Raw genomic sequence first — 22,181 nt, forward strand, 5'->3', positions numbered from 1 at the left:
CCGCCGCGCGCGACCGGCCGCTCGTCGACCGGACCGCCGGGCGCCCGTGGTGCGCGCCCGGCTCCCGGTCAGACGGCGCGCTTCTTCAGCTTGCGGCGCTCCCGCTCGGAGAGGCCGCCCCAGATGCCGAACCGCTCGTCGTTCATCAGTGCCGCTTCGAGGCACTCCACCCGGACCTCGCAGGTCTGGCAGACCTTCTTGGCCTCGCGCGTCGACCCGCCCTTCTCCGGGAAGAAGGCCTCGGGATCGGTCTGCGCGCACAACGCGCGCTCCTGCCACCCCAGGTCGTCGGTGCCTGCATCCTCGACCAGGAAGAGTTCTCTCACCGTCTCCGCCCCTTTCGACCCCCATTTGTCGCCGCCCCGGCCCCTGCCCGGCAGTCCGGTGCTCACTCCCTGATCGGAAGTGGGAACCGCTACCTGAGTCGGAACGACACTTGTGGAATTACATGCATGTCATACCCACTGAGTCAAGCCTGAGTCTGCTATATGCGGATCTTCTGCACCGCCCTCGCGTATCGCCTGGTGCCCCCGGGGCCGGGCGCGCCGCCGCGCGCGGCAGAGTTAGCCGCATGAAGAAGCTGACCGTCCTGTCCGGGGGCATGGGCGGCGCCCGGTTCCTGCAGGGCCTGCGGCACGGGATCGCCACCGGGGCCATCCCGGGCGTCGCGCCGGACGCCGAGGTCACCGTGATCGCCAACACCGCCGACGACTGGTGGGTGCACGGGCTCAAGGTCTGTCCCGACCTCGACACGGTGATGTACACCCTCGGCGACGGGATCGACCCCGGTCGCGGGTGGGGCCGCCGCGACGAGACGTGGAGCGTGCGGGCCGAGCTCGAGGCCTACGGCGTCGAGCCCACCTGGTTCGGGCTGGGCGACCGCGACATCGCCACCCACCTGGTCCGCACCCAGCTCGTGGACGCCGGCTACCCGCTGTCGAAGGTCACCGAGGCCCTCTGCCGGCGGTGGCTCGCCGGTCTCCCCGGCCCGCCCGTGCGGCTGCTGCCGATGACCGACGACCGGGTCGAGACCCACGTCGCGGTGGCGGACGAGGCCTCCCCGAGCGGCAGGCGGGTCGTGCACTTCCAGGAGTACTGGGTACGGCTGCGGGCCGAGGTGCCGGCGGAGACGGTGGTCGTCGTCGGCCTCGACGACTCCTCCCCCGCCCCCGGGGTCGTCGAGGCGATCACGGAGGCCGACCTGGTCGTGCTGCCGCCGTCGAACCCGGTGGTCTCGGTCGGGACGATCCTCGGCGTCCCGGGCGTGCGGGACGCCGTGCGGGCCACCGCGGCGCCGGTCGTGGGCCTCTCCCCCATCGTCGGCGGCAGCCACGTGCGCGGCATGGCCGCCCAGCTGCTGGCGTCCGTGGGCGTCGAGGTGAGCGCCGGGGCGGTGGGCCGCCACTACGGCGCCCGTGCCGCCGGCGGCGTGCTCGACGGGTGGCTCGTCGACGAAGCGCGACGCCGCCCAGGTGGCGGCGGTGGAGGAGGCCGGCATCCGGTGCGCCGCGGTGCCGCTGATGATGACCGACGCCGACGCGACCGCGGCGATGGCCGCGGCCGCGGTGGACCTGGTGGCCGGCTGATGCCGACGCTGACGGTGACCGCGCCCGACGGCGTGCCGGAGGTGCGGGCGGGCGACGACCTGGTCGCGCTGCTGGAGCCCCTCGTCGAGCTGGTCGACGGTGACGTCGTCGTGGTGACGAGCAAGGTCGTGAGCAAGGCCGAGGGCCGCGTCGTCGACGGCGACCGCGACACGTGGGTGGATCGCGAGACCGTGCGGCCGGTGGCGCGCCGGGGCGGCACCCGGATCGTGCGCAACCGGCTCGGCCTCACGATGGCGGCAGCCGGTGTCGACGCGTCGAACGTCGCGGCCGGCGAGGTGGTTCTGCTCCCGCTCGACCCGGACGGGTCCGCGCGGCGGATCCGCAGCGCCGTCGCGCGGCGGCTCGGCGTCAACGTCGGCGTCGTCGTCACCGACACCGCGGGCCGCGCGTGGCGGGAGGGGCAGACCGACATCGCCATCGGCGCCGCCGGGCTGGTCGTGCTCGAGTCCTTCGCCGGCCGGGTCGACGCGCACGGGAACGAGCTGGCCGTCACCGCGCCCGCGGTCGCCGACGAGCTGGCCGGCGTGGCCGAGCTCGCCCAGGGCAAGCTCGGGGCCCGCCCGTTCGCCGTGGTCCGCGGTCGGGCCGACCTGGTCCTGCCGCCGGGCGACGACGGGCCCGGCGCCCGCTCGCTCGTGCGACCCGACGGCGCCGACCTGTTCGGCTACGGCGCCCGCGAGGCCGTCGTACGGGCCGTGGCGGGCGACCCCGCGGACCGGGCGCCGTTCGGGTCCCCCGTGCCGCGGGCGGAGCTGCTGGAGGCCCTGGCCCGCGCCGGCATCGAGGCGTTCCCCCCCACGACGGTCCCGAGGACGGCCCCGAGAGCGGCGGGGTCCGCTGCCCGGCCGACCGCGCCGGCCTGGCCGCCGTCGTGGCGTTCGCGCACGGCTGGGTCGCCGAGACATCCAGCGACGGCCTCGATCTCCGGTTAGGCTCCGGGACTCCGTAGACTCACCGCGTCCGAGCCGCTCCGGGTGCGCTCCGACGCGTCCTTCTCCCACGACATCGAGGTACCCCGCACCGTGGTCAAGACCACCAAGTCCGCCAAGTCGGACCGCCAGAAGGTCATCGACGACATCCGCCGCAAGCAGCGCAGCGCCGACAAGCGGCAGGGCCGCATGATCGTCGGCGTGTGCGTGCTCGTCGCGGTGGTCATCGTCGGCGCTGCGGCATGGAGCCCGGTGCGGTCGTGGTGGGAGAAGCGCCAGCACTCCGGCGAGGCGCTGGCCGACATCGGCGCACCGGCGTCGGCGTGCGGGGAGATCACCACCAAGGACGCGGAGGGCAACAACGACCACCGCGACGAGGACGAGCAGATCACCTACGAGGACGCTCCGCCCGCGTTCGGGCCGCACTGGAACGTCGGCGGCCTCGCGCCCGTGCCGATGGAGGTGCGGTTCTACAACGAGGACACCCGGCCCGAGCTCGAGGCGCTGGTCCACAACCTGGAGCACGGCTTCACCGTGCTCTGGTACGACGAGAAGGCCGCCGACGACGCCGCGATGATGGGCCAGATCAAGGCGATCGCCGACCGGCTCGACGACAGCGACACCAACAACCGGCTCGCGTTCAAGGCGGTGCCGTGGACCAGCGAGGACGGCGACGACTTCCCCGACGGCCAGCACATCGCGCTCACCCACTGGAGCATGGTCGACGACACGAAGTCCGTCGGCGTCTGGCAGTACTGCTCCGAGCCGAGCGGCGAGGCGCTCGACGCGTTCATGAAGAAGTACCCCTACACCGACGCGCCCGAGCCGATCGGCGGCTACCAGGGCTGACGGTACGGCGGCCGCCCGGCCACCCAGGTCGGGTCAGGTCAGGTCGTCGCGACCGCGGTCGCGGAGGGCCGCGACGACGGCCTTGACGTCCTGCGCCCGGTCGCGGGTCGTCACCAACAGCGCGTCGGGGGTGTCGACCACCACGACGTCGTCGAGCCCGACGACGGCCACCACCCGCCCGGAGCCGGGCACGACGAGGCCGGTGGCCTGGTGCGCCACGACGGCGCCGCGGTCCCCCAGGACGGTGCAGTCAGCGGCCTCGCCGACCAGGCCGGCGAGCGAGTCGAAGTCGCCGACGTCGTCCCACCCGAAGCCGCCCGGCACCGTCGCCACCCGGCCGGCGGCCGCGGCCGGCTCGGCGACGGCGTGGTCGATCGCGATCCTCGGCAGCGTCGGCCAGAGGGCGTCCAGCGACCGCGGCTCGGCGGCGATCCGGCGGAGGGTCGCGGCGAATGCCGACGCCTCGGCGGCGAGCAGGTCGAGCAGGACGGACGGGCGCACCACGAACATCCCCGCGTTCCACCGGTAGCGACCGGTGGCGAGGTACTCCTCCGCGACCGGGACCGAGGGCTTCTCGACGAACGCCCGCACCTCCCGCGCCTGCTCGAGCCCTGGGAGCGGGTCGCCCTGCTCGACGTAGCCGAACGCGGAGCTGGCGAAGGTCGGCTCGATCCCGATGGTCACCAGCCAGTCCTCGCGGGCGGCCCGCGCCGCGTGGCGGACGGTGTCGAGGAACGCGTCGGCGTCGGTGATGACGTGGTCGGCGGCGAAGGAGCCCATCACCACGTCCTCCCCCGTCTCCGCGGCCCGGCGCTCCAGCCGCGCCGCAGCGAGCCCGATGGCGGCCATCGAGTCCCTCGGCGAGGGCTCCGCCAGCACCTCGGTGCCGGCCGGCAGCTGGCGGCGCACCGCCTCCTCGTGCGGCCGGCCGGTCACGACGAGGAACCGGTCGCCCGCGAGCGGCGCCAGCCGGTCGTGGGTCTGCTCGAGCAGCGTCCGGCCGCTGCCGGTGAGGTCGTGGAGGAACTTGGGGGACCCGGCACGCGAGAGCGGCCACAGCCGGGTTCCCGCGCCGCCGGCCGGCACCACGGCCCAGAAGCCATCCATGGCGGGCAACCCTAGGGCACGGTGGCTCTATCGTGGGGGCCCGTGACCACCTTCGCCGACGTCCTCGCCGAGCGGCTCCGCCGCGACCCCGGCCGCCCGCTCGTGACGTTCTACGACGACGGCGCCGGCGAGCGGGTGGAGCTGTCGGTGACGACGTACGCCAACTGGGTCGCGAAGGCCGCCTCGCTCCTCGTCGACGAGCTCGACCTCGAGCGCGGCGACCGCCTGCGCATCGACCTCCCGCCCCACTGGCTGACCACCGTCTTCCTCGGCGCCGCGTGGCAGGCCGGGCTGGTCGTGACCGGCTCCGAGGAGCCCGCGGCGGTGGTCTGCGGGCCGGACACCCTGGACGTCTGGGCCGGGCGGGTCGACCGCACGGTCGTGCTCGCCTGCTCGCTGCTGCCGCTCGGGGTGCGCTTCGCCCACCCGGTGCCGCCCGGGGTCCACGACGTCGGGGTCGAGATCTGGTCGCAGCCGGACGCCTTCGTCCCCTGGGACCCGCCGGGCGCCGACGACCCGGCGCACGAGCTGGACGGTGTCGCGGTGAGCCACCGGACGCTGTGGGAGGCGGCCGCCGGGGGGAGTCTCCTCGACGGCGGCGGCCGCCTCCTCTCGGTCGCGAACCCGGCTTCCCCACCGGGACTCGCGACCTTCGCCGAGCCGCTCGCGAAGGGCGGCTCGCTCGTCCTGGTGGCTCAGGCCGGCCGGGAGCGGCTCGAGGCGACGTACGTCGCCGAGCGCGCCACCGCCCGCTTCCCCGCCTGAGCACCAGGCACGTCGTCCCTCCTCACCCCATGAGGTTATAGACGGAGATCTTGCCCGTGATCCGGACGCGGGGCTGGAACTGGCCGGTGCTCCCGGGGACGAGCCACAGCCGGTCGTTGCCCTTCGTGCGGACCACCAGGTCGCTGTGGCCGCCACCGTCGACGTCGTCGATGCCGACCATCCAGTTGTAGCCGCTGATCGGGATCTTGAGGGCCGTGCCGCGGACGAACCCACCAGGTCCGTTGCCGCGGTAGAGCACGAGCGCCGAGTCGGTGCGGACGATCGTGTCCGGCGCGCCGTCGCCGTCCCACCGGCCGATGCCGAGCTGACGACGGCCCTGGACCGGCGAGTAGGCCGGCAGCGCCGCCCGCAGCCCCTTCACGCCCCCTGCCGGGGTAGACCTGCATCCTGCCGCCGATCGGCTGCCCCACCAGGTCCGGGAAGCCGTCGCCGGTGTAGTCGCCGACCGCTGCGAGCAGCCGCACCTTGCCGAACCCCTTCGCGAGCAGGCTCTCGGGTGCGAACTTGCCGCCGCCCAGGCCGCGGTGGAGCCAGAGCCGGCCGTGGTGACGGACGATCAGGTCGCCGTGACCGTCGCGGTCCCAGTCGCCGGCGCGCAGCAGCGCCCGCGCCGAGGAGAGGTCGAGGCCGGTGTTGAGAGGCTTGCCCAGCCGGAGCCGGCCGTCGGGGCGACGCTCGACCGAGCGCAGGATCGCCCGGCCGTCGGACTTCCGGCGGAACACGAGGTCCGGACCGGGGTCGCCGACCAGGTCCGACTCCAGCTCGCGCCCCTCCCAACCCGTCTGCGCCGCGGCGGCGAGGTTCCGGATCCGCCCGAGCTTGGCGTAGAGGTAGCGGCCGGGGCACGCGGTCGACCCGGCGTCGCGGTGGCCGTTGATCGCGGGGAAGTTCCGCGACCCCACCCGCTGCTTCTGGTCGGCAGCGTCCACGCCGTGCAGGCCGAGCTTCCACGCGAACAGGGCGCCGTACGCACGGATCATCGCCGCGGTCGGCCGCGCGGTCTCGAAGTTGCCGATCGCCGACATGGCGAACGACTCCTCGTTGTAGCCGAGCGTGTGGGCGCCGACGACCGGGCGGTCGACGCCACCGGCGCGGCCCTCCCAGACCCGGCCGAACCGGTCGACCAGGAAGTTGTAGCCGATGTCGCTCCAGCCGCGGGACCGCGTGTGGTAGGCGTAGATGCTCCGGATGATCCCGGGCACCTGCGCGCGGGTGTAGTCGTTGGTGTTGACGGTGTGGTGCACGAAGCCCGCGTGCACCTCGTAGTAGTGCAGGGAACCCGGGTCGCGGAGGCGCTCGTTGGCGCCCCACTGGGCCCGCGAGAAGATCGTCGGCCGCGGCGCCGCGACCTTCGCCTGCAGCGTGATCGCCCCGTCGCCGCCCTGCGTCGGGCTGGTCCGGTCGGCCTGGTCGGACTGGTCGGACCGGCTGCCCGGGGCGCTCCCCGGCAGGGTGCTGGTGTCGATGCTCGGCAGCTCGCGGGCGGTGCTCGACGCGGTGCCGGGTTCGATGACCGCGAGCCGCATGTCGGCCGGCACGCCGGCGTCGGCGACCACCCGCACCTGCACCCGGTCGGCGTCGCCCACCACGAGCGGCTCGGTGCCCGGACGCGCCCGCCGGCCCTCGCGGCTGTCGGGGTCGGGGCCGTGCTCGTCGTGGAACGGCACCTCGGCCCATCCCGACCAGCGGCCGTCGCGCAGCGTGCGCGCTCGGACCGCGAGGGCGTCGTCCTCCACGCGGGCCCCGGCGCCCCAGGTCACCCCGACCGTGCCGTAGCCGTCCACGGGCACCGCGTCGCTGGTGAGCCGGCTGCCGCCCGCGGTGCGCTGCACGGTCGAGCGCAGCGCCCGTGGCGCGACCCGCGCACCCTTCGGTGCGGTGAGGGTGTACTCCTCCACCGCCGGGTCGACCGGCGCGGTCGGCACCGTGGACGGCACCTGCGCCGACCGCAGCGAAGCCGGGCCGCCGACGTCCGCCGCGCCCGGACCCGCCGGACGGACGTCCATGGTGATGGTCCGCGCCGCCGGGGTGAGGACGGCGCACACGAGCGCCAGCGCCAGCACCTGCTGGCAGGCGACCACGAAGTGCTGCCGGCGACGCGCGGGGTCGGCGACGGCTGGTCGGTCGGAGGATCGGGACGTGCTCGAACGCATGAGTGGCTGCTCCAGTCGTGTGCGGGGAAGGAGTCACACGAGAAGCAACTTTCACATGAGTCACAGGCACACGGAAGAGTTCGTGAGTAACTACAAACGTGTAATTTCCACTCGACACGCCGCAACATCCCAACTCGTCGAACATCGGGGCGAGACCGTCGCGCCGCCCGCCTCGCCTGGACTGACTGGAGCGAGGGAGCGAGGAACGAGCGACCGAGCGGAGGGAGGGAAGGCGAGGCGTCCAGGGCGGCGCGACACGCGCGAAGCGAAGCGAGCGCCAATGGCGTGAGCCACCCCGTGGCACAGGGGCCATGGGGGTGAGCCGGGATCTAGATGTCGTCTCCAGTGTCTGCGTCGACGAGCTCTTCCTCGTCGTCGCCGTCGTAGTGGAGGTAGCGGATGCCCTCGTCGACCGGGCCGTCGAAGCCGAGGCGGCCGTTCTCGAGGACGATCACGCGGTTGCACATCCGGCGCACCTGCCCGGCGGCGTGGCTGACGTAGAAGATCGTCCGGCCGCTGTCGCGGATCTCGGCCATCTTGGCCAGGCACTTCCGCTTGAACGGCTTGTCGCCGACGGCGAGTGCCTCGTCGGCGAGGAAGATGTCGGAGTCGACGTGGATGGCGATCGCGAAGCCGAGCCGGGCGCTCTGGCCGGAGGAGTAGTGCCCGACCTGGGTGTCGAGCCGGTGCCCCAGCTCGGCGAACTCGACGATCTCGTCGAACTTGCGCAGCGTCTCCCGCTCCCCCATGCCGAGGATCGCGGCGTTGAGGAACAGGTTCTCGCGCCCGGTGAGCTGGGGGTGGAAGCCGGCACCGGTGGCGATCAGGCCGGCGATCCGGCCGCGGGTGAGCACGGTGCCGGAGTCGGGGCGCATCACGCCGCTGATCATCTTCAGCAGCGTGCTCTTGCCCGACCCGTTGAGCCCCATCAGCCCGATCGACTCGCCCTGCTGGACCTCGAACGAGACGTCGTCGATGGCCCGGAAGGTCGAGCTGGTCTCCTCGCCGCGCATCTTCGCGACCGACACCTGCTTGATGGTGCGGTGGTAGCGCAGCGTGAACGTCTTGGTGACGTTCTCGAGCACGATCGAGGTGGTCATCAGAGCCGCTCCGGGATCTTGTTCTCGAGCCGGCTGAAGACGAGCTGCGCGACGACGAGGAGCAGCAGCCCGACGGCGAGGACACCGACGCCCCAGACGAGCAGGTGGTCCGGGAAGTCGCTCGGGTCGCGGTCGGCCTCGGGGACGGTGCCCCGCCAGAACGCCCGTTGGACGAGCAGGACGGCGTCGGCGAGCGGGTTGAGCAGGTAGAACTGGGCGGCGCTGCCGAACCGCTCGTCGACCATCGAGAACGGGTAGATCATCGGCACGCTGAACCGCACGAACATCTGCGTGATGTTGACGATGTTGCCGAAGTCGCGGAAGTACACGTTGGCGACGCTGAACATCAGCGCAGCGGCGGTGCCGAACGCCATCGCGATCAGGATCGCGATCAGCAGCGACAGCATCCCGATCGGGTCGGGCACCCAGCCGTAGAACAGGCAGGCGATCGTGAGGATGATCAGCTGCGGCCCGACGTGGTAGAGCGACACCAGCATCGAGGCGACGGGGAACATCTCCCGTGGCAGCGGCATCTTCACCACGACCGACTTGTTGCGGACGATCGACCGGGTGCCGGCGCCGAAGGTCTCGGTGAAGAAGTGGACGACCACCAGCCCGGCGAAGATGTGGATGCCGAAGTTCTCGACCTGCTTGTGCAGGCCGAGGATGGTGCCGATCACGAACCAGTAGACGAAGAACTGGCACAGCGGCCCGATGTAGGACCACAGCAGCCCGAGGAACGACCCCTGGTAGCGGGCGCTGATCTCGCGGCGCACGAGGAGCCGCAGCAGGTACCGCCGCTGGAAGACCGCGAGCAGGCCGTTGTTGGCCGACGGCGGCGTCAACGGCACCGTGCTGAGGTCGCGCTCCCCGTTGCCGTCCGACGGGAGCGCGTCCCGCAGGGTGGTCATTCCGCGTCGATGCCTTCGAAGGTCAGCTTCCAGCGCTCGGGCGAGGTGAGCTCGGGGAGCGCGGAGCGCCAGCGCTCGGCGAGCTCGTCCCACTCCTTGTAGAGCCGGGCGTGCATCGCGACCGAGCGGGTCATCTGGTCGCGGAACTGACCGGGGTCGCGGCGGTACCACGAGGCGGCGACGCCGTCGGCGGTCGACACGATCGCGGAGTCGAAGTGCGCGAGCCGGTACCACCGCTGGTCGACGTGGGGGACGATGCCCTCGGGGTGCTCGGCCGACAGCTCGCGGGTGGGCAGCGCCTGGCGGACCAGGCCCATGGCGGCCATCTTCGCCTTGCCGACGGTGGTCGTCGGGACGGGGGATGCCCTTGCCCCGCTTCGGCGGCTTCTGCGCCGCGGCGACGGGAAGGCGTCGAGCTCGGACTGGAACTGGCCGTCGTCGTACCGGTCGCGCAGGGCGCGGACCTCCTGCAGCCGGTTGAGGATGTCGTGGTGCATGCGGTCGGGGCCGTCGAGGACGTCCTGCAGCGCCATCAGGATGATCTCGCCGGTGCCGTACTGCATCGACATCAGCCGCTTGACGTGGTTCTCGAGGCTCTCGCGGACCAGCTTGCCGCCGTGGGGGTACGGCGAGTGGAGCAGCGCCGAGACCAGGCGGTTGCGCTCGTGGAAGTAGGCCTGCCAGTCGAGCGTGTCGTCCTTCTCGGTCCACGGCACGTGCCAGACGGCGGCGCCGGGGAGGGTCACCGTGGGGTAGCCGTGGGCGCCGGCGCGGAGGCCGAACTCGGCGTCGTCCCACTTGATGAACATCGGCAGCGACAGGCCGATCTCACGGATCACCTGCGTGGGGATCAGGCACATCCACCAGCCGTTGTAGTCGACGTCGATGCGCCGGTGCATCCAGCTGGTCGACCGCAGCGACTTCTTGGCGAAGTCGTGGCCGTGGACGCTCGGGGCGACCGGGCCCCAGAACCAGCGGTACTTGGCGATCGACTCGCCGTAGGCGTGCATCACCGACCGGTCGTAGAGGCTGAACATCTGCCCGCCGACGAGGGAGGGCCGCTTGACGAGGTCGGCGAACGCCACGGCGCGCAGGATGCCCTCGAGCTCGCACACCACGTCGTCGTCGAGCAGCAGGACGTAGTCGGACGCCCCCATCGACACGGCCTCGTTCATCGCGCGGGAGAAGCCGCCCGAGCCGCCGAGGTTCGGCTGGTCGATGATCCGCAGCTTGCTGCCGAGGCCGGCCGCCGCGTCGGCGTACCCGGCGTCGTCGACGACCTTGTTGGTCCCCTGGTCGACGACCACGACCTCGTCGAGGATCTCGAGGACCGCCGGATTCGTGGCCAGGTTGGCGAGCTGGGCGACGCAGAACTCGGGACGGTTGAACGTCGTGATGCCGATCGTGACCCGGCCGGACCGAACCCGGTCGGTCTCGAACCCCCACTGGGCGTCCTCGAGGACCAGCTCGGAGTGGCCGCCCTCGACGTCGAACCAGTACCAGCCGCCGTCGATGAACGGCTTGAGCGGGAGGTCGAAGGAGACCGTCTCGCCGGCCGTCGCGTCGAAGCGGCGCGAGTCGGCGCGGACGACGTGCCCCTTGGAGGTGGACCGGTAGACGATCACGGATCCGCTGCCGCGCACCGTCACCGTCAGCCGCACCGAGGTGAACTCGGTCCAGCGACGCCAGTAGCTGGCCGGGGAACGCGTTGAAGTAGGTGCCGAGTGTGACCCGCTTCTCGGGGTCGACGGCGACGCCGGAGACGTCAACCCGGCCGAAGCCCGCCATGCCGGTGGTCTCCGAGGACCGGTCGGCCTCGCGCTCGTTGCGGTCGGCGTTGTCGTGCTCGCCGCCCGACTGCCGCTGCATGGCGTCGGAGCCGGACGAGAACGCGGTGACGCCGCTGACGTAGAGCGACTGCATCGTCGAGCTCCTGGTCGGACGGGACCACCAGGCGCTGCACGACACGGAAGCCGCCGCCGTCGGACGACCCGGCAGCGGCGCCCACGGGCGTCGGGGACGGGGAGGCAGTGGAGGCTTCGCTCACGTGGGCGCATTCCTTCGACTCGGCCGAGTTTCGGACGGGATCAAACTACCAGCGGGCCCGGGCCGGCCCGGCATCCGCCGGAGCCGCCGGCGGGTGCCGACTGCGTCACACCCGGGGTCACCCACCCGCGCGCACCCCGGCCCGCCGGCACCCGCGGTGGTTGCTAGCCTTCGCGCCATGGCCCAGCCCTGGCCGGACCGTGCGCCTGCTCCCGTCTACCTCCACATCGGCGGTCCGAGCACCGGCACCACCTACCTCCAGCGACTGATGACGGCCAACGAGCGCACGCTCGCCGACGCCGGCCACCTGCTGGCCGGGCGCAGCTGGTCCGACGTCGTCCTCGCCGTGCACGACGCGCTCGGCACCGCCCAGGACCCGGCGATGAAGCAGGCCGCACGGGGCCGGTGGGAGCGGCTCGCCGGCGAGGTGCTCGCGCACCGGGGCCGCGGGACGGTCGTCTCGATGGAGTTCCTGTGCTGGGCCTCGCCGGAGGCGGCCGCACGGATCGTCGCGTCGCTGGCCGGCGCGGAGGTGCACGTGGTGCTGACCGTGCGGGACACGGCGGCGGTGCTCCGCTCGCAGTGGCAGACCAACTGCCGCAACGGCGCGCCCGTGCCGCTGCCACGGATGATCCGCGCGCTGCGCCACGTGGTGGAGAACGACGGCGCCGCCGGGCAGCGTGCCGAGAAGATGGTCGACCGGGCGCTCGGCGTGCCGCGCGTGCTCGACACGTGGGTGCCCCTGGTGGGGCGGGGGCGGGTTCACGTCGTGACGGTGCCGCTGCGGTCCTCCGACCCGGACCTGCTGTGGAAGCGGTTCGCCGGGGTGATCGGAGTCGACCCGGCCCTCTGCACCGAGCGGGCGGTCGAGAGCAACACCTCCCTCGGGCACCCGTCCAGCGAGCTGATGCGGCTGCTGAACCTGCGGATCGGGCCGGTGCCCCGGCAGGACTACGTGCGCACCATGAAGTCGCTGCTCGCCCGGGACGTCCTCGGTGCGCGCGCCCACCTCGAGCCGAAGGTGACGCTCAACCGGCCGGGCCGCAACCACTCGGCCCGCTGGAACGCCAAGGTGCGTACGGCGGTCGAGGCGAGCGGCGTCCCGGTGGTCGGCTCGCTCGACGACCTCCCCACGACGCTGGTCGGCGACGAGGTGCCGCTCCACCTGGCCGAGCCGACCGACGACGAGCTGCTGGCAGCGGCGGCGTGGGCGCGCGACGGGCTCGACGAGGCGACGGCGTCCCTGGAGCGCCAGGTGGCCGGGCTGCGGGCGGCCGGCGCGGACGCCGCCGACACCGGCGACGAGCCCCGGGACGACGAGGAGGCGGCAGCCGCCGGCGACGGGGAGCAGCCGGATGACGACGGCGGTGACGACCCCGCGCTGGCCCGTCAGCTCGCCCGCCGCTCGCCGGAGGTGGGCACGGCCGTGGAGGAGGTCGCCGTCCGGGCGGAGCGGGCGCTGGCGCTCGGCAGCGAGCTCGCGCGGCTCAGGCGGACCCGGGGCCGTCAGCCCCGGCGACCCCGCCTGACGTAGGCGGCGACGCGCTCCCGCACACCGGCCTCGTCGAGGCCGAGGTGCTCGAGGATGGTGTACCGGTCGGGCCGGGTGGCCGGCGCCGCCAGGACCGCGGCGACGAACTGCTCCTCGCTGAGCCCGATGTCGGCCGGCGCGGTCGCGAGGCCGTGCCGCGCGAGCGTGCGCCGCATCAGCTCCAGGCGCGGCTCGTCCCCGCGGAGGAAGGTGGCGAAGAGCGCCCCGATGCCGGCCAGCTCGCCGTGGTTGCTGACCCCGGGGAAGAGCTGGTCGACCGCGTGCACGATCTCGTGGCAGGCCCCGCTGCACGGCCGGGACGTCCCGGCCACCGACATCGCCATGCCGGAGAGCACCAGGGCCTCGGCGAGCGCGATGAGGAACCCGTCGTCCCCGATCCCGTCGGTCCGGTGCAGGATCGCCTCGCCGGCGGTGCGGGCGAACGCCAGCGCGAGGCCGTCGACGGCCTCCCCACGCTCGCGCTGCGCCAGCAGCCAGTCCTCGATCGCGGACAGGTTGCTGATCGCGTCCCCCGATCCCGCCGCGGACCATCGGGGGCGGGCGCGGTGCGGACGTAGTCGAGGTCGACGACGACCGCGAGCGGGAGCGCCACGCCGTAGGAGCCCTTGCCGTGCGGGTGCTCGAGCGAGGCCACCGGCGAGCAGATCCCGTCGTGGGCCAGGTTGGTGGCGACGGCGACCATCGGCACCGCGGCCCGGGTGGCGGCGTACTTGGCGACGTCGATCGTCTTGCCGCCGCCGATCCCCACCACGGCGTCGTAGCCCTGCTTGCCGAGCTCCGCCTGCAGGTCGCCCGCCGAGGCGAGGCTGCCCTCCTCCACCTGGAACACCGTGGCGTTCGGCAGCGAGGGACGCACCCGGTCCCAGATCGCGGTGCCCTGGCCGGTGCCGACGGCGACCATCACGGTGCCGCCGGAGGTGATCGACCGCTCGTGCAGCAGCGACGCGAGGGCGCCGACCGCGCCGGCCCGGATGTCGAGGTGCAGCGGGCTGGCGAGCATCCGGGCTAGTACCGGCATGCGATCTCCCGGGCGAGGGCCAGGTCCTCGTGGTTGTCCACCTCGACCCACGGGGTGCCGGCGGGGATCGGTGCGACGTCGATCCGGTCGCCCCGGTCGACCATCTCCTGGTAGCCGTCCTCGTAGTAGAGGTCGGGGTCGCGCTCGAAGGTGGTCCGGAGCGCGTCGGCGAGGCGCGGGACCGCCGTCGGCTCGATCAGCGTGGCGCCGATGTACTCGCCGTAGGCGGTGGCGGGGTCCATCAGCTTGGTGATCCGGGTGAGCGCGCCGTCGTCGGAGACCTGCACCTTCATCTCCTCCTCGGCGAGCTGCTTCTCGGTGTCGACCGCGAGCAGCACGTCGGGGCCGCGGTTGGCCAGCAGCGTCTCCTCGACCGACACCGGGTGCACGGTGTCGCCGTTGACCATCAGCACGCCGTCGGCGATGTGGTCGCGTGCGAGCCAGAACGAGTAGGCGTTGTTCCAGATCTCGGCCTTGTCGTTGTGGACGAGCGTCAGCCGGACGCCGTACCGCTGCTCGAGCTCCGCCCGTCGCTCCTCGACCGCACCGGCGGCGTAGCCGACGACCACCACGACGTCGCGCAGGTCGACCGCGGCGAGGTTGGCCAGCGCGATGTCGAGGATCGTGGTCTCCTCGCGCACCGGCACCAGCGCCTTCGGCAGCGTGTCCGTGTAGGGCCGCAGCCTCCGGCCGGCACCGGCCGCCAACACCATCCCGATCACGTGGTCATCCCTTCGATCCGCTCGCACGACGCAACGGGCAACGGTATCGCGGGGGCCGGTCGCCGCTGCCGGGGTAGTAGCCTGCCGACCCATGAACGACCGACTCCGCGAGGCCGGCCGCCGCACCCTGACCCGGGTCGCGCCCGGCGCGACCCGCCACGAGCTGGCGCAGCTGCGCGAGCGGGTGACCGAGCTCGAGGCCGAGGTCCAGGAGGCGCGCCGGCTCAACCGCCGGGTGGCCGAGCTGCTCGACGTCGTCGAGGAGCTCCTCGTGCCGCTGTCGCTGCGGGACGAGGAGAAGGTCAAGGCCTACCTCGACGCCCACTCGCTGGCGCCGTGACGGCGGCGCCGGACCGGGCGGAGGAGCGCTGATGGCCCGCACCGTCCACCTCCACATCGGGTTGCCCAAGACCGGGACCACGTTCCTGCAGACCACCATGTGGCAGAACCGTCCCGCGCTGCGCAGGCAGGGCTTCCTCTACCCCGGTGCCAGCCGGATGGACCACTACCACTCCTCCCAGGAGGTGCGCGGCGCGTCACCGGCCCGGATGGGCCGCAACGCCGGGGCGTGGAAGCGGCTGGTGGGCGAGCTCGCCGCCTGGGACGGCGACGGGCTGGTGTCACACGAGTTCTTCAGCATGGCGACCGCCGACCAGGCCCGCGCCGCGGTCGCGGCGCTCGCACCGGCCGAGGTCCGGCTGGTCGTCACCGTCCGCTCCTACGTGCTCCAGTTCCCCGCCGTTTGGCAGGAGGCGCTCAAGATGCCGTCGGACCTCGGCTTCGACGCGTTCATGGACCGCGCTCTCGCCGGGCGGCTCCGCGGCGGGTGGAGCTGGCAGTCGCAGGACATCCCCCGCGTGCTCGGCCACTGGGCGCAGGCCGTGCCGGCCGACCGGATCACCGTGGTCACGGTGCCGCCGCCCGGCGCACCCCGCGGGTTGCTCTGGCAGCGCTGGACGGAGGCGATCGGCATCGACGACAGCGCGTTCGACCTCGACGTCAGCTATGCCAACGAGTCGCTCGGAGCCGCGCAGGCCGCGCTGCTCACCCGGGTCAAGCCGTACCTGTCCGGGCCTCTCGAGCAGGGGCCGGTGCGGCACCGGTGGGTGCGGAAGTACTTCGGCCACGAGGTGCTCGTCCCGCAGCGCGGCGAGCGGTTCGGCCCGCGACCGCACCACGTGACCGAGCTCGCGGCCCGCTCCACGCAGGCGCGGGACTGGCTCGCCGAGCGCGGGTTCCGCGTCGTGGGCGACCTCGAGGACCTCGCGTCGACCACCACGCCCGGCGGTCCCCACCCCGACGACGTGCCGGACGAGGAGATCGTGGAGGTCGCGGCCCGCGCGATCGAGCGGATGATCCGCGACGTGCGCGACCTCACCATGGAGCGCGACCGCCTGCGCGCCGAGCTGCACCACCACCGGGTGCGGCACGAGCCGGTGGCCGGCGCCCGCGCCGTCCTCCGCCGGGTCCGCAGGGCGCTGGGCCGGTGAGCGGCCCCACGGCGGCCGGCCCGCGGCCGGAGCGCCTGGTCGTCGCCGACGACCGGCTCGTGCTGCCCGAGGACGTCGACCCCGAGGCGACGTACGACGTGCTCCTCAACGACCGCCACGTGTGGTCGCTGCAGCCCGCGACCGACAGCCGCCCCGGCCGCGGCGGCTCGGTCGCGCGGTGGCCCAAGGCGTTGCACCGCTACCTCGCCGGTCACGCCGACGTCGATGCTGCGCGAGCACGTCTCGGGCACGGTGGTCGGGCGCACCCACCACGTCTTCGGCGGTGTCGACGACCGCACCGTCGACGTCGTCGACCGCCACGGCGACCCCCTGATCCTCGACAAGTACGGCCGGCTGATCCGCCCGCTGTCGCTCGAGGGCGGCAGCACCCTCGACGAGCTGATGGACCAGGTGGAGGCGCTGCTCGCGACCCTGCGCGACCGGTGCGGCGTGCCCGCGTTCATCGCCTACGGCACGCTGCTCGGAGCGGTCCGCAACGGGCAGCTGATCGGCCACGACAACGACCTCGACATCGCCTACGTCAGCGACCACGCCTACCCGGTCGACGTGGTCCGCGAGGCCTACCGCATCGAGCTCGCGCTCCTCGCCGACGGTTGGGCGGTACGCCGCGGGTCGGGCTCGCGGATGAACGTCCGGCTCCGGCTCGGCGACGGCTCCACCCGGTTCGTCGACGTGTTCACCGCCCACTGGGTCGAGGGCGTCCTCTACATCCCGCAGGACACCGGCTTCGAGCTGCCCCGCGAGACGATCCTCCCCCTCACCACCGTCGACCTCCTCGGCCGGCAGGTGCCGGCCCCGGCGGACTACGAGACGCTGCTCGCGGCGACGTACGGGCCCGGGTGGCGCACACCCGACCCGTCCTTCCGCTACGAGACGCCCCGCTGGCTGGCGCGCCGGATCGGCGGCTGGTTCGGCGGGCTGCGCACGCACCGCAAGCAGTGGGACACCTTCTACGCCGCCCAGCGACGCGCCCTCCCCCGCAAGCCGTCGCCGTTCGCGCGCTGGGTCGCCCGCCGCTACCCCAGCGACCGGCCGCTGGTCGACGTCGGCACCGGCAACGCCCGCGACGCCCAGTTCTTCGCGGTCCGCAAGGGGCGGCCGGTCACCGCCGTCGACTACACGATCGGGTCGATGCTCTGGGCCCGCAAGCGACTGCCCGACGACGCCCCCGTGACGTTCCAGGTCATCAACCTCTACGACGCCCGCCAGGTGCTCGCGTTCGGCTACGGGCTCAGCCGGTGGGACACCCCACCCGACCTCTACGCGCGGTTCCTGCTGCACGGACTGGAGGACGTCGGCCGCGACAACCTCTTCCGCCTGGCGTCGATGTCGCTGCGCGCCGGCGGGCACCTGTTCCTCGAGTTCCGCACCGTCGAGGACAGGGACCGGCCGCACCACTTCGCCCAGACGGGCCGGCGCTACCTCGACCCCGACCGGGTGGTCGCGGAGATCGAGGCCCGCGGCGGCCGGGTCCTCCACCGGGAGGAGGGCACCGGGCTGGCGCCCTTCCGCACCGAGGACCCGCACGTGTGCCGGCTCGTCGCCACCTGGACCGACTGAGGCTGGGGCGGCTGGTCGGTGGCGGCTGGCCGGCCGGCGGCGCGGGGCCGGTGGCGGCGCGGGGCCGGCGGCGTGAGGTTTCCCCGGCCGACCGGGGAAACCTCAACATGTCGGGCAAAGCAATGCCGGACAAGTGGAGGTTTTGCCCGTCACGTCGCGCGTCAGCGGCGGCCGAACAGCCCCCTTGGACCGCGCGGGGGCGGGTGCGGGCGCCGGCGGCTGCTCCGGGCGGGGGAGCACGCACCACCGCGCGCGGGTAGAGCGACTCGGCCTCGGCCAGCTTCTGCTGGTGGAGCCGGCCGGCCTGGAGGCGGAAGTCCGGGTTGCTCGCGGGCGCCGGCAGCTCCGACGCACCCACGCGGGCCAGGCCGAAGCCGGTGCCGAGCTCGAGCAGCGACTCGTGCTTGGTGCGGTAGTAGTCGTCGTCGATCTCGAGGGCGATGCCCTCGGCGCCCACGGCGGCCGCGAGCTGGTGGAAGTGGTAGCGGGTGGTGATCCAGGTCTGCAGCGGCGCGCCCGGGAAGCCCTCCTGCCACAGCCTCAGGAACGGCATCACGTTCTCGGCGGGGACCAGGTCCGCGAGCGCCTCGTAGCCCCGGTAGTCGCCACCGGGAAGGGCCTCGACGTAGCGCAGGGTGCGCCCCTCGAACCGGCCGCTCTCGATCAGCGCGCGCACGGCCGCGACGGCGGCGTCGAACGCACCCGGGGCGGCCAGGTCGCCCTGGATGCTGATCCAGACGTCACCCGGCCGGCCGGTCGGGTCCGGCCGGGCGCCGAAGCCGGGCAGGTCCGGCAGGCCGAGGAAGGCGTCGCTCACCCCGGGCTCGACGCCGGCCACCTCGGCGCTCGGCCGGTCCCGGACCGTCGCGTGGTCGCAGGCGCCGAGGTCGTCGCGGAGCCGGGCGGGGTCGAGGGCGGGGGATCAGCCCCAGGCCGGTCGTGACGAACCGGGCGCCGCTCACCTCCGCGAGCCGACGCGCCGCGCGGACCAAGCGGCCGTGGTGCTGCCACTTCGCGGTGACGTAGCCGCCCCCGAGCAGGTGGACGGTCGTGGCGTCGCGCAGCGCGAGCAGGCCGAGGTCGTAGCGGGGGTGCCGAGGTCGGTCACCACCCGGTCGACGTATGCGTCGCCGGTGTCCGGGTCCATCTCCATGGTGTCCCAGGCCACCCGCCAGAGGAGGTTCGTGTGGCGGATCTTCGGGTGGAGCCCGTCGAGGAGGTACGTCGCCAGGCCGGGGTCCGGGCTGTGCAGGACGACCTCGGCGTCGGGCCGCTGGTTGGCGAGGAACCTCAGCCACGACGCGGTGATGAACTCGTCCCCGAAGTTCGGGTGCCCCGCGGAGGAGACCAGGTGGAACTGCTCCCGTCGCTCCGGCTGCTGCGCTTGCTCCGACACCCGGTCAACCTAGCAGGGGAAGACCGCCTCTCCCGTCAGCAGACGACCGTGCGGTTCTGGTAGCAGCCCTTGCCCAGGACACGGAAGTCCGTGACCAGCGGACGGTGGTCGGAGTGGAGGCCGCGGAGGATCCGGTGACCCACCACCTGGAGCCGAGCGGGAGCCGTGCGGTGGTGCACGTAGTCGATCAGCCGCTTGTCGAAGCCGTTGCCCAGGACGTGGGTCCCGGTGCGCGGCTCACCGACCGAGCCGTAGGTCGGCGTGAGCCCCGCAGCACCGAGCGCGACGTAGGGGGAAGACCGGGTCGCGGGCGACCTTGTCCTTGCGGTAGTTGACGTTGAAGTCGCCGGTCACGAACACCAGGCCCTTGGTGCGGAGGCCGGCGACCATCGACGCCAGCGACGTCATGTGCTTCGAGTAGAGCGCGATCCGGCGCTTGTTGGCGTTGCGCCCGCCGCTGGACTTCTGGACCGTCGGGACGAAGTGGGTGTTGAGGATCCAGATGTTGCGGCCGGTCGCGAGGTCCTTCAGCCGCACCCGGACGACGTACTTGGCGTGCATCGTGCTCGGTCCGGCGCCGCGCGCGCCGACGTAGGTCTCGGGGGCGGCGAGGACCCAGTCGTGCCCCATCAGCTGGAACTTGTCCTTGCGCCACAGGATCGGCAGCCCGCCCTGGACCGCCGGGATCGGCACCCAGCCGGCGTAGGCGCAGGTCGTCGGCACCTCCGCGCCACGGTCGACGCCGTTCTCCCCGCAGATGACCTGGTCGATGACCCGCTTGCGCTTCTTCCAGCTCGACATCTCCTGCAGCGCCACGACGTCGGGCTCCTGGGCGAGCACCGTCCGCAGGTCCGCCATCGCCTTGGCCGGCCCCACGCCCGCCGCGGTGTTGAACGTCACGATCCGCAGCGAGGTGGCGACGGGTTCGGTGTCCCGTGCCTGCGACGGCTGGGTCGGAGCGGCGTTGCCGCCGGCGGGCAGGCTCAGGACGAGGGCGAGCGCGCCGACGAGGAGGACGGCTCCTGCCCGGCTGCTACGGCGGAGGTTCCGCATCGGAGAAGTGCCTCTCACTCGGCGTGTCGCCGCGATCGACGCGACGGAGCATGTCAGGGTGGGAGTTTCACATCAGTTTCACGTTCCCCGCAAGTCCCCTGCCGTCACAGGGGTCCCAGGCGTGCCTCGAACCGGGACCCATCAGGGACCGTCCCAGGACCTCGCGCGAGGGACGATCAGCCGCGGAGGCGGGTCTTGAGCTGTCGGTAGCCGCTGCGCGCCCGGCGCAGCAGCGGACGCTGCTCCGCGGCCTGCACGAGGGCGAAGCGCACCGGCTTCGTGCGCGCGGTGGTGACCACGTCCTCGGCGCGCGCAGCGGCAGCGCGACGCTCGTCGAGCACCACCATGAGGTCGGCGATCGCGGCGACGCTCTCGTCGAGCAGCCGCTCCGCAGGCGGTACGGCGTACGCCTGCGCCGCGGGGGCGGCCGAGGCGGCGGGCACCAGCTCGCCGAGGTCGCCGACGACGTCGACGCCGCTCGCCCGCAGCCGGTCGGCGACCGCCTGGGACTCCGCGACGGCGAAGGCGGCGTCGTCGTCGCTGAGCGCGAGCCTGGTCCCGGACCGCGGTTCGAGCACCCGGTGGGCGAGCACGTTCTTGACGACGACCGGGTAGGGACCGGGCAGCGGCAACCGGTCCCCCAGCGCCACGTTGACCCGGCGGAGCAGCTCGGCCTGCTCGAGGCCCAGGGAGGTGTTGGAGCGTTCGAGCCGGGTGTCGAACGACGTCGGGTCGAGGCCGAGGAGCGTGGCGAACCGGCCCCACAGCACCGCCGGGTCCGCACCCGGCTGCGGCACCGTGACGACGTGCAGCCGCTCCGGCGGGAGCCCGCCCCCCAGCGCTCGAGGACGGCGGCGAAGTCCTGCACCTGCCAGAACCAGCTGGTCCGGGCGCTGTCGTCGCGCAGTCCCGCCACGAACTCCGGGAACGACGCGGTCGCCCGGTGCTTGACGTGCTCCTGCCACTCCGCGCTGACCTGGCGCACCAGGTCGCGGGCGGTGACGACGACGTGCACCTCGGCCCGGTCGGACAGCGCCGCGACCGCCGCCCTGGCCTGCTCGGCCGTGGCGCCGGCGAAGAGCTCGTGCGAGACGAGCACGGTGCCGTCCCAGGCGAGCGCCTCGTCCACCATCCGCTGCCACGCGCCGGCGGCCTGGGGTGGGTGCACCGCCTCGTCCACCAGGCCGCGTACGTCGAGCGTGGCGAGGTAGTGGTCGTGGAACCGGCCCAGCGGGAGCAGCAGGCCCTGCTCGCGGGCGAGGGCCCGTTGGGCCCAGAGGACGTTCTGGAGGAACGTCGTGCCGGTCTTGGGGCTGCCGACGTGGAGGAAGACCCGCGGACGCATGCGCGGAACCCTATCTACGCGCGCCGGCCGGCGAGCCGCGCCACCCGGCTCCGGGCACGGCCGCCGAGCCGGCGCACGGCCGAGCGGAGCGTCACCTCGTGGGTAGCCTCCGCGGCCAGCCGTTCCTCGAGCAGGCGCGCGATCGCCTCGGCAGCAGCGGCGACCTCGTCCGCCGGCTCGACCTGGTCGGGGTCGACCCAGCCGGCGCGGTCGGGTGGGGGGCGGCACCAGCTCGGCGAGGTCGCCGTGGACGCGCCACCCGCGGGCACGGATCCGCTCGTTCTGGCGCTCGGCCGTGCGGCGGAGCTCGTCGACCAGGTCGGGAGCGCACTGCGCGGGCCGCGACGACTGCTCGGCGAGGATGGTCTGCGCGAACTCCCGCTTGACGACCCGGCCGTAGCCGGGCTGCTGGATCCGGCCGTCGAGCGCCTGGTTGACCCGCCGGAGCAGCGCGACCTGCACGGCGCCGAGGGTCTGGTTCGCGGTCGGCTCGGTCGACGTCGGGTCGAGCGCGCCCGCGTCGAAGCCCACCGCCT

The 22,181-nt window shown here is 73.4% G+C and carries 22 protein-coding genes; 8 read left to right on the forward strand and 14 right to left on the reverse strand.

Features of this window, described 5'->3' with window-relative positions; all coding sequences use genetic code 11:
- Positions 1 to 68: 68 nt before the first annotated feature.
- Positions 69 to 326, reverse strand: a complete 258-nt coding sequence (locus tag MF408_RS02460) for a WhiB family transcriptional regulator (protein WP_240250122.1) — start codon at positions 324 to 326, stop codon at positions 69 to 71.
- A gap of 245 nt (positions 327 to 571) precedes the next feature.
- Here MF408_RS02460 and cofD point away from each other — a divergent pair, with 245 nt between their 5' ends.
- Both cofD and MF408_RS02470 read left to right on the forward strand, forming a co-directional pair.
- Complete coding sequence (gene cofD, locus MF408_RS02465; RefSeq protein ID WP_240250123.1) at positions 572 to 2,539, forward strand: 2-phospho-L-lactate transferase; 1,968 nt, start codon at positions 572 to 574, stop codon at positions 2,537 to 2,539.
- A 42-nt stretch (positions 2,540 to 2,581) separates the two neighbouring features.
- Positions 2,582 to 3,385, forward strand: a complete 804-nt coding sequence (locus tag MF408_RS02470; RefSeq protein ID WP_240250124.1) for a DUF3105 domain-containing protein — start codon at positions 2,582 to 2,584, stop codon at positions 3,383 to 3,385.
- A 33-nt stretch (positions 3,386 to 3,418) separates the two neighbouring features.
- Here MF408_RS02470 and MF408_RS02475 read toward each other — a convergent pair whose 3' ends face one another.
- Positions 3,419 to 4,492 carry a sugar phosphate nucleotidyltransferase gene (locus MF408_RS02475; RefSeq protein WP_240250125.1) on the reverse strand — a complete coding sequence of 358 codons (1,074 nt, stop codon included), beginning with the start codon at positions 4,490 to 4,492 and terminating at the stop codon, positions 3,419 to 3,421.
- 42 nt (positions 4,493 to 4,534) lie between these two features.
- Between MF408_RS02475 and MF408_RS02480 the strand changes: the two genes are divergently transcribed.
- A complete protein-coding gene (locus tag MF408_RS02480; protein ID WP_240250126.1) occupies positions 4,535 to 5,257 on the forward strand; it encodes a TIGR03089 family protein in 723 nt (240 codons plus the stop codon).
- 35 nt (positions 5,258 to 5,292) lie between these two features.
- Here the strand turns inward: MF408_RS02480 and MF408_RS02485 are convergent, their stop codons facing one another.
- From MF408_RS02485 to MF408_RS02500, 4 genes are all read right to left on the reverse strand, one after another.
- A complete protein-coding gene (locus MF408_RS02485) occupies positions 5,293 to 7,431 on the reverse strand; it encodes an N-acetylmuramoyl-L-alanine amidase (RefSeq protein ID WP_240250127.1) in 2,139 nt (712 codons plus the stop codon).
- Between the two features lie 329 nt (positions 7,432 to 7,760).
- Entirely contained in the window at positions 7,761 to 8,531 is a 771-nt protein-coding gene (locus tag MF408_RS02490) for an ABC transporter ATP-binding protein (protein ID WP_240250128.1), read from the reverse strand.
- A complete protein-coding gene (locus MF408_RS02495; protein ID WP_240250129.1) occupies positions 8,531 to 9,442 on the reverse strand; it encodes an ABC transporter permease in 912 nt (303 codons plus the stop codon). Before MF408_RS02495 ends, MF408_RS02490 begins: the two co-directional genes overlap by 1 nt.
- Positions 9,439 to 11,211 carry a glycosyltransferase gene (locus MF408_RS02500; RefSeq protein ID WP_275693322.1) on the reverse strand — a complete coding sequence of 591 codons (1,773 nt, stop codon included), beginning with the start codon at positions 11,209 to 11,211 and terminating at the stop codon, positions 9,439 to 9,441. Before MF408_RS02500 ends, MF408_RS02495 begins: the two co-directional genes overlap by 4 nt.
- Here MF408_RS02500 and MF408_RS02505 point away from each other — a divergent pair.
- The gene (locus MF408_RS02505) at positions 11,169 to 11,354 is read left to right on the forward strand and encodes a hypothetical protein (RefSeq protein ID WP_240250131.1); all 186 of its coding nucleotides are present in this window, start codon (positions 11,169 to 11,171) and stop codon (positions 11,352 to 11,354) included. The two genes, MF408_RS02500 and MF408_RS02505, sit on opposite strands and share 43 nt — an antisense overlap.
- 312 nt (positions 11,355 to 11,666) lie before the next feature.
- Positions 11,667 to 13,022, forward strand: a complete 1,356-nt coding sequence (locus MF408_RS02510) for a hypothetical protein (RefSeq protein ID WP_240250132.1) — start codon at positions 11,667 to 11,669, stop codon at positions 13,020 to 13,022.
- Here the strand turns inward: MF408_RS02510 and MF408_RS02515 are convergent.
- Genes MF408_RS02515 through MF408_RS02525 form a run of 3 tightly spaced genes read right to left on the reverse strand, consistent with a single transcriptional unit; the run spans position 12,995 to position 14,771 of the window.
- Positions 12,995 to 13,195 (reverse strand): hypothetical protein, encoded by a 201-nt coding sequence (locus MF408_RS02515; protein WP_240250133.1) that lies wholly within the window; start codon positions 13,193 to 13,195, stop codon positions 12,995 to 12,997. The genes MF408_RS02510 and MF408_RS02515 overlap by 28 nt on opposite strands.
- The gene (locus tag MF408_RS02520) at positions 13,195 to 14,040 is read right to left on the reverse strand and encodes an iron-containing alcohol dehydrogenase (protein WP_240250134.1); all 846 of its coding nucleotides are present in this window, start codon (positions 14,038 to 14,040) and stop codon (positions 13,195 to 13,197) included. Before MF408_RS02520 ends, MF408_RS02515 begins: the two co-directional genes overlap by 1 nt.
- Positions 14,041 to 14,045: 5 nt before the next feature.
- Positions 14,046 to 14,771, reverse strand: coding sequence for a sugar phosphate nucleotidyltransferase (locus MF408_RS02525; protein ID WP_240251596.1), 726 nt, complete (start codon positions 14,769 to 14,771; stop codon positions 14,046 to 14,048).
- A 100-nt stretch (positions 14,772 to 14,871) separates the two neighbouring features.
- On the opposite strand from MF408_RS02525, the gene MF408_RS02530 reads away from it, so the two are divergent.
- The 3 genes from MF408_RS02530 to MF408_RS02540 all read left to right on the forward strand — a co-directional run bounded on the left by MF408_RS02530 (position 14,872) and on the right by MF408_RS02540 (position 17,851).
- Entirely contained in the window at positions 14,872 to 15,120 is a 249-nt protein-coding gene (locus tag MF408_RS02530; protein ID WP_240250135.1) for a DUF6752 domain-containing protein, read from the forward strand.
- Positions 15,121 to 15,151: 31 nt separating this feature from the next.
- Positions 15,152 to 16,270 carry a hypothetical protein gene (locus tag MF408_RS02535; RefSeq protein ID WP_240250136.1) on the forward strand — a complete coding sequence of 373 codons (1,119 nt, stop codon included), beginning with the start codon at positions 15,152 to 15,154 and terminating at the stop codon, positions 16,268 to 16,270.
- 225 nt (positions 16,271 to 16,495) lie between these two features.
- Positions 16,496 to 17,851: a LicD family protein gene (locus MF408_RS02540; RefSeq protein WP_240250137.1), complete on the forward strand. Its 1,356-nt coding sequence runs from the start codon at positions 16,496 to 16,498 to the stop codon at positions 17,849 to 17,851.
- 958 nt (positions 17,852 to 18,809) lie between these two features.
- Here MF408_RS02540 and MF408_RS02545 read toward each other — a convergent pair.
- The 5 genes from MF408_RS02545 to MF408_RS02565 form a co-directional block, all read right to left on the reverse strand.
- Positions 18,810 to 19,247, reverse strand: a complete 438-nt coding sequence (locus MF408_RS02545) for a polysaccharide pyruvyl transferase family protein (RefSeq protein WP_240250138.1) — start codon at positions 19,245 to 19,247, stop codon at positions 18,810 to 18,812.
- Positions 19,248 to 19,282: 35 nt separating this feature from the next.
- Positions 19,283 to 19,426, reverse strand: coding sequence for a hypothetical protein (locus MF408_RS02550; RefSeq protein WP_240250139.1), 144 nt, complete (start codon positions 19,424 to 19,426; stop codon positions 19,283 to 19,285).
- Positions 19,427 to 19,484: 58 nt separating this feature from the next.
- On the reverse strand, positions 19,485 to 20,300 hold the full coding sequence (locus MF408_RS02555) for an endonuclease/exonuclease/phosphatase family protein (protein WP_240250140.1): 816 nt from the start codon (positions 20,298 to 20,300) through the stop codon (positions 19,485 to 19,487).
- Between the two features lie 176 nt (positions 20,301 to 20,476).
- Positions 20,477 to 21,097, reverse strand: coding sequence for a hypothetical protein (locus MF408_RS02560; protein ID WP_240250141.1), 621 nt, complete (start codon positions 21,095 to 21,097; stop codon positions 20,477 to 20,479).
- Positions 21,098 to 21,659: 562 nt separating this feature from the next.
- Positions 21,660 to 21,914 carry a hypothetical protein gene (locus MF408_RS02565; protein ID WP_240250142.1) on the reverse strand — a complete coding sequence of 85 codons (255 nt, stop codon included), beginning with the start codon at positions 21,912 to 21,914 and terminating at the stop codon, positions 21,660 to 21,662.
- Between the last annotated feature and the right edge of the window lie 267 nt (positions 21,915 to 22,181).

Origin of the sequence: Nocardioides sp. TF02-7, from assembly GCF_022437945.1 — a bacterium.
In the GTDB taxonomy this organism is placed as follows: Bacteria; Actinomycetota; Actinomycetes; order Propionibacteriales; family Nocardioidaceae; genus Nocardioides.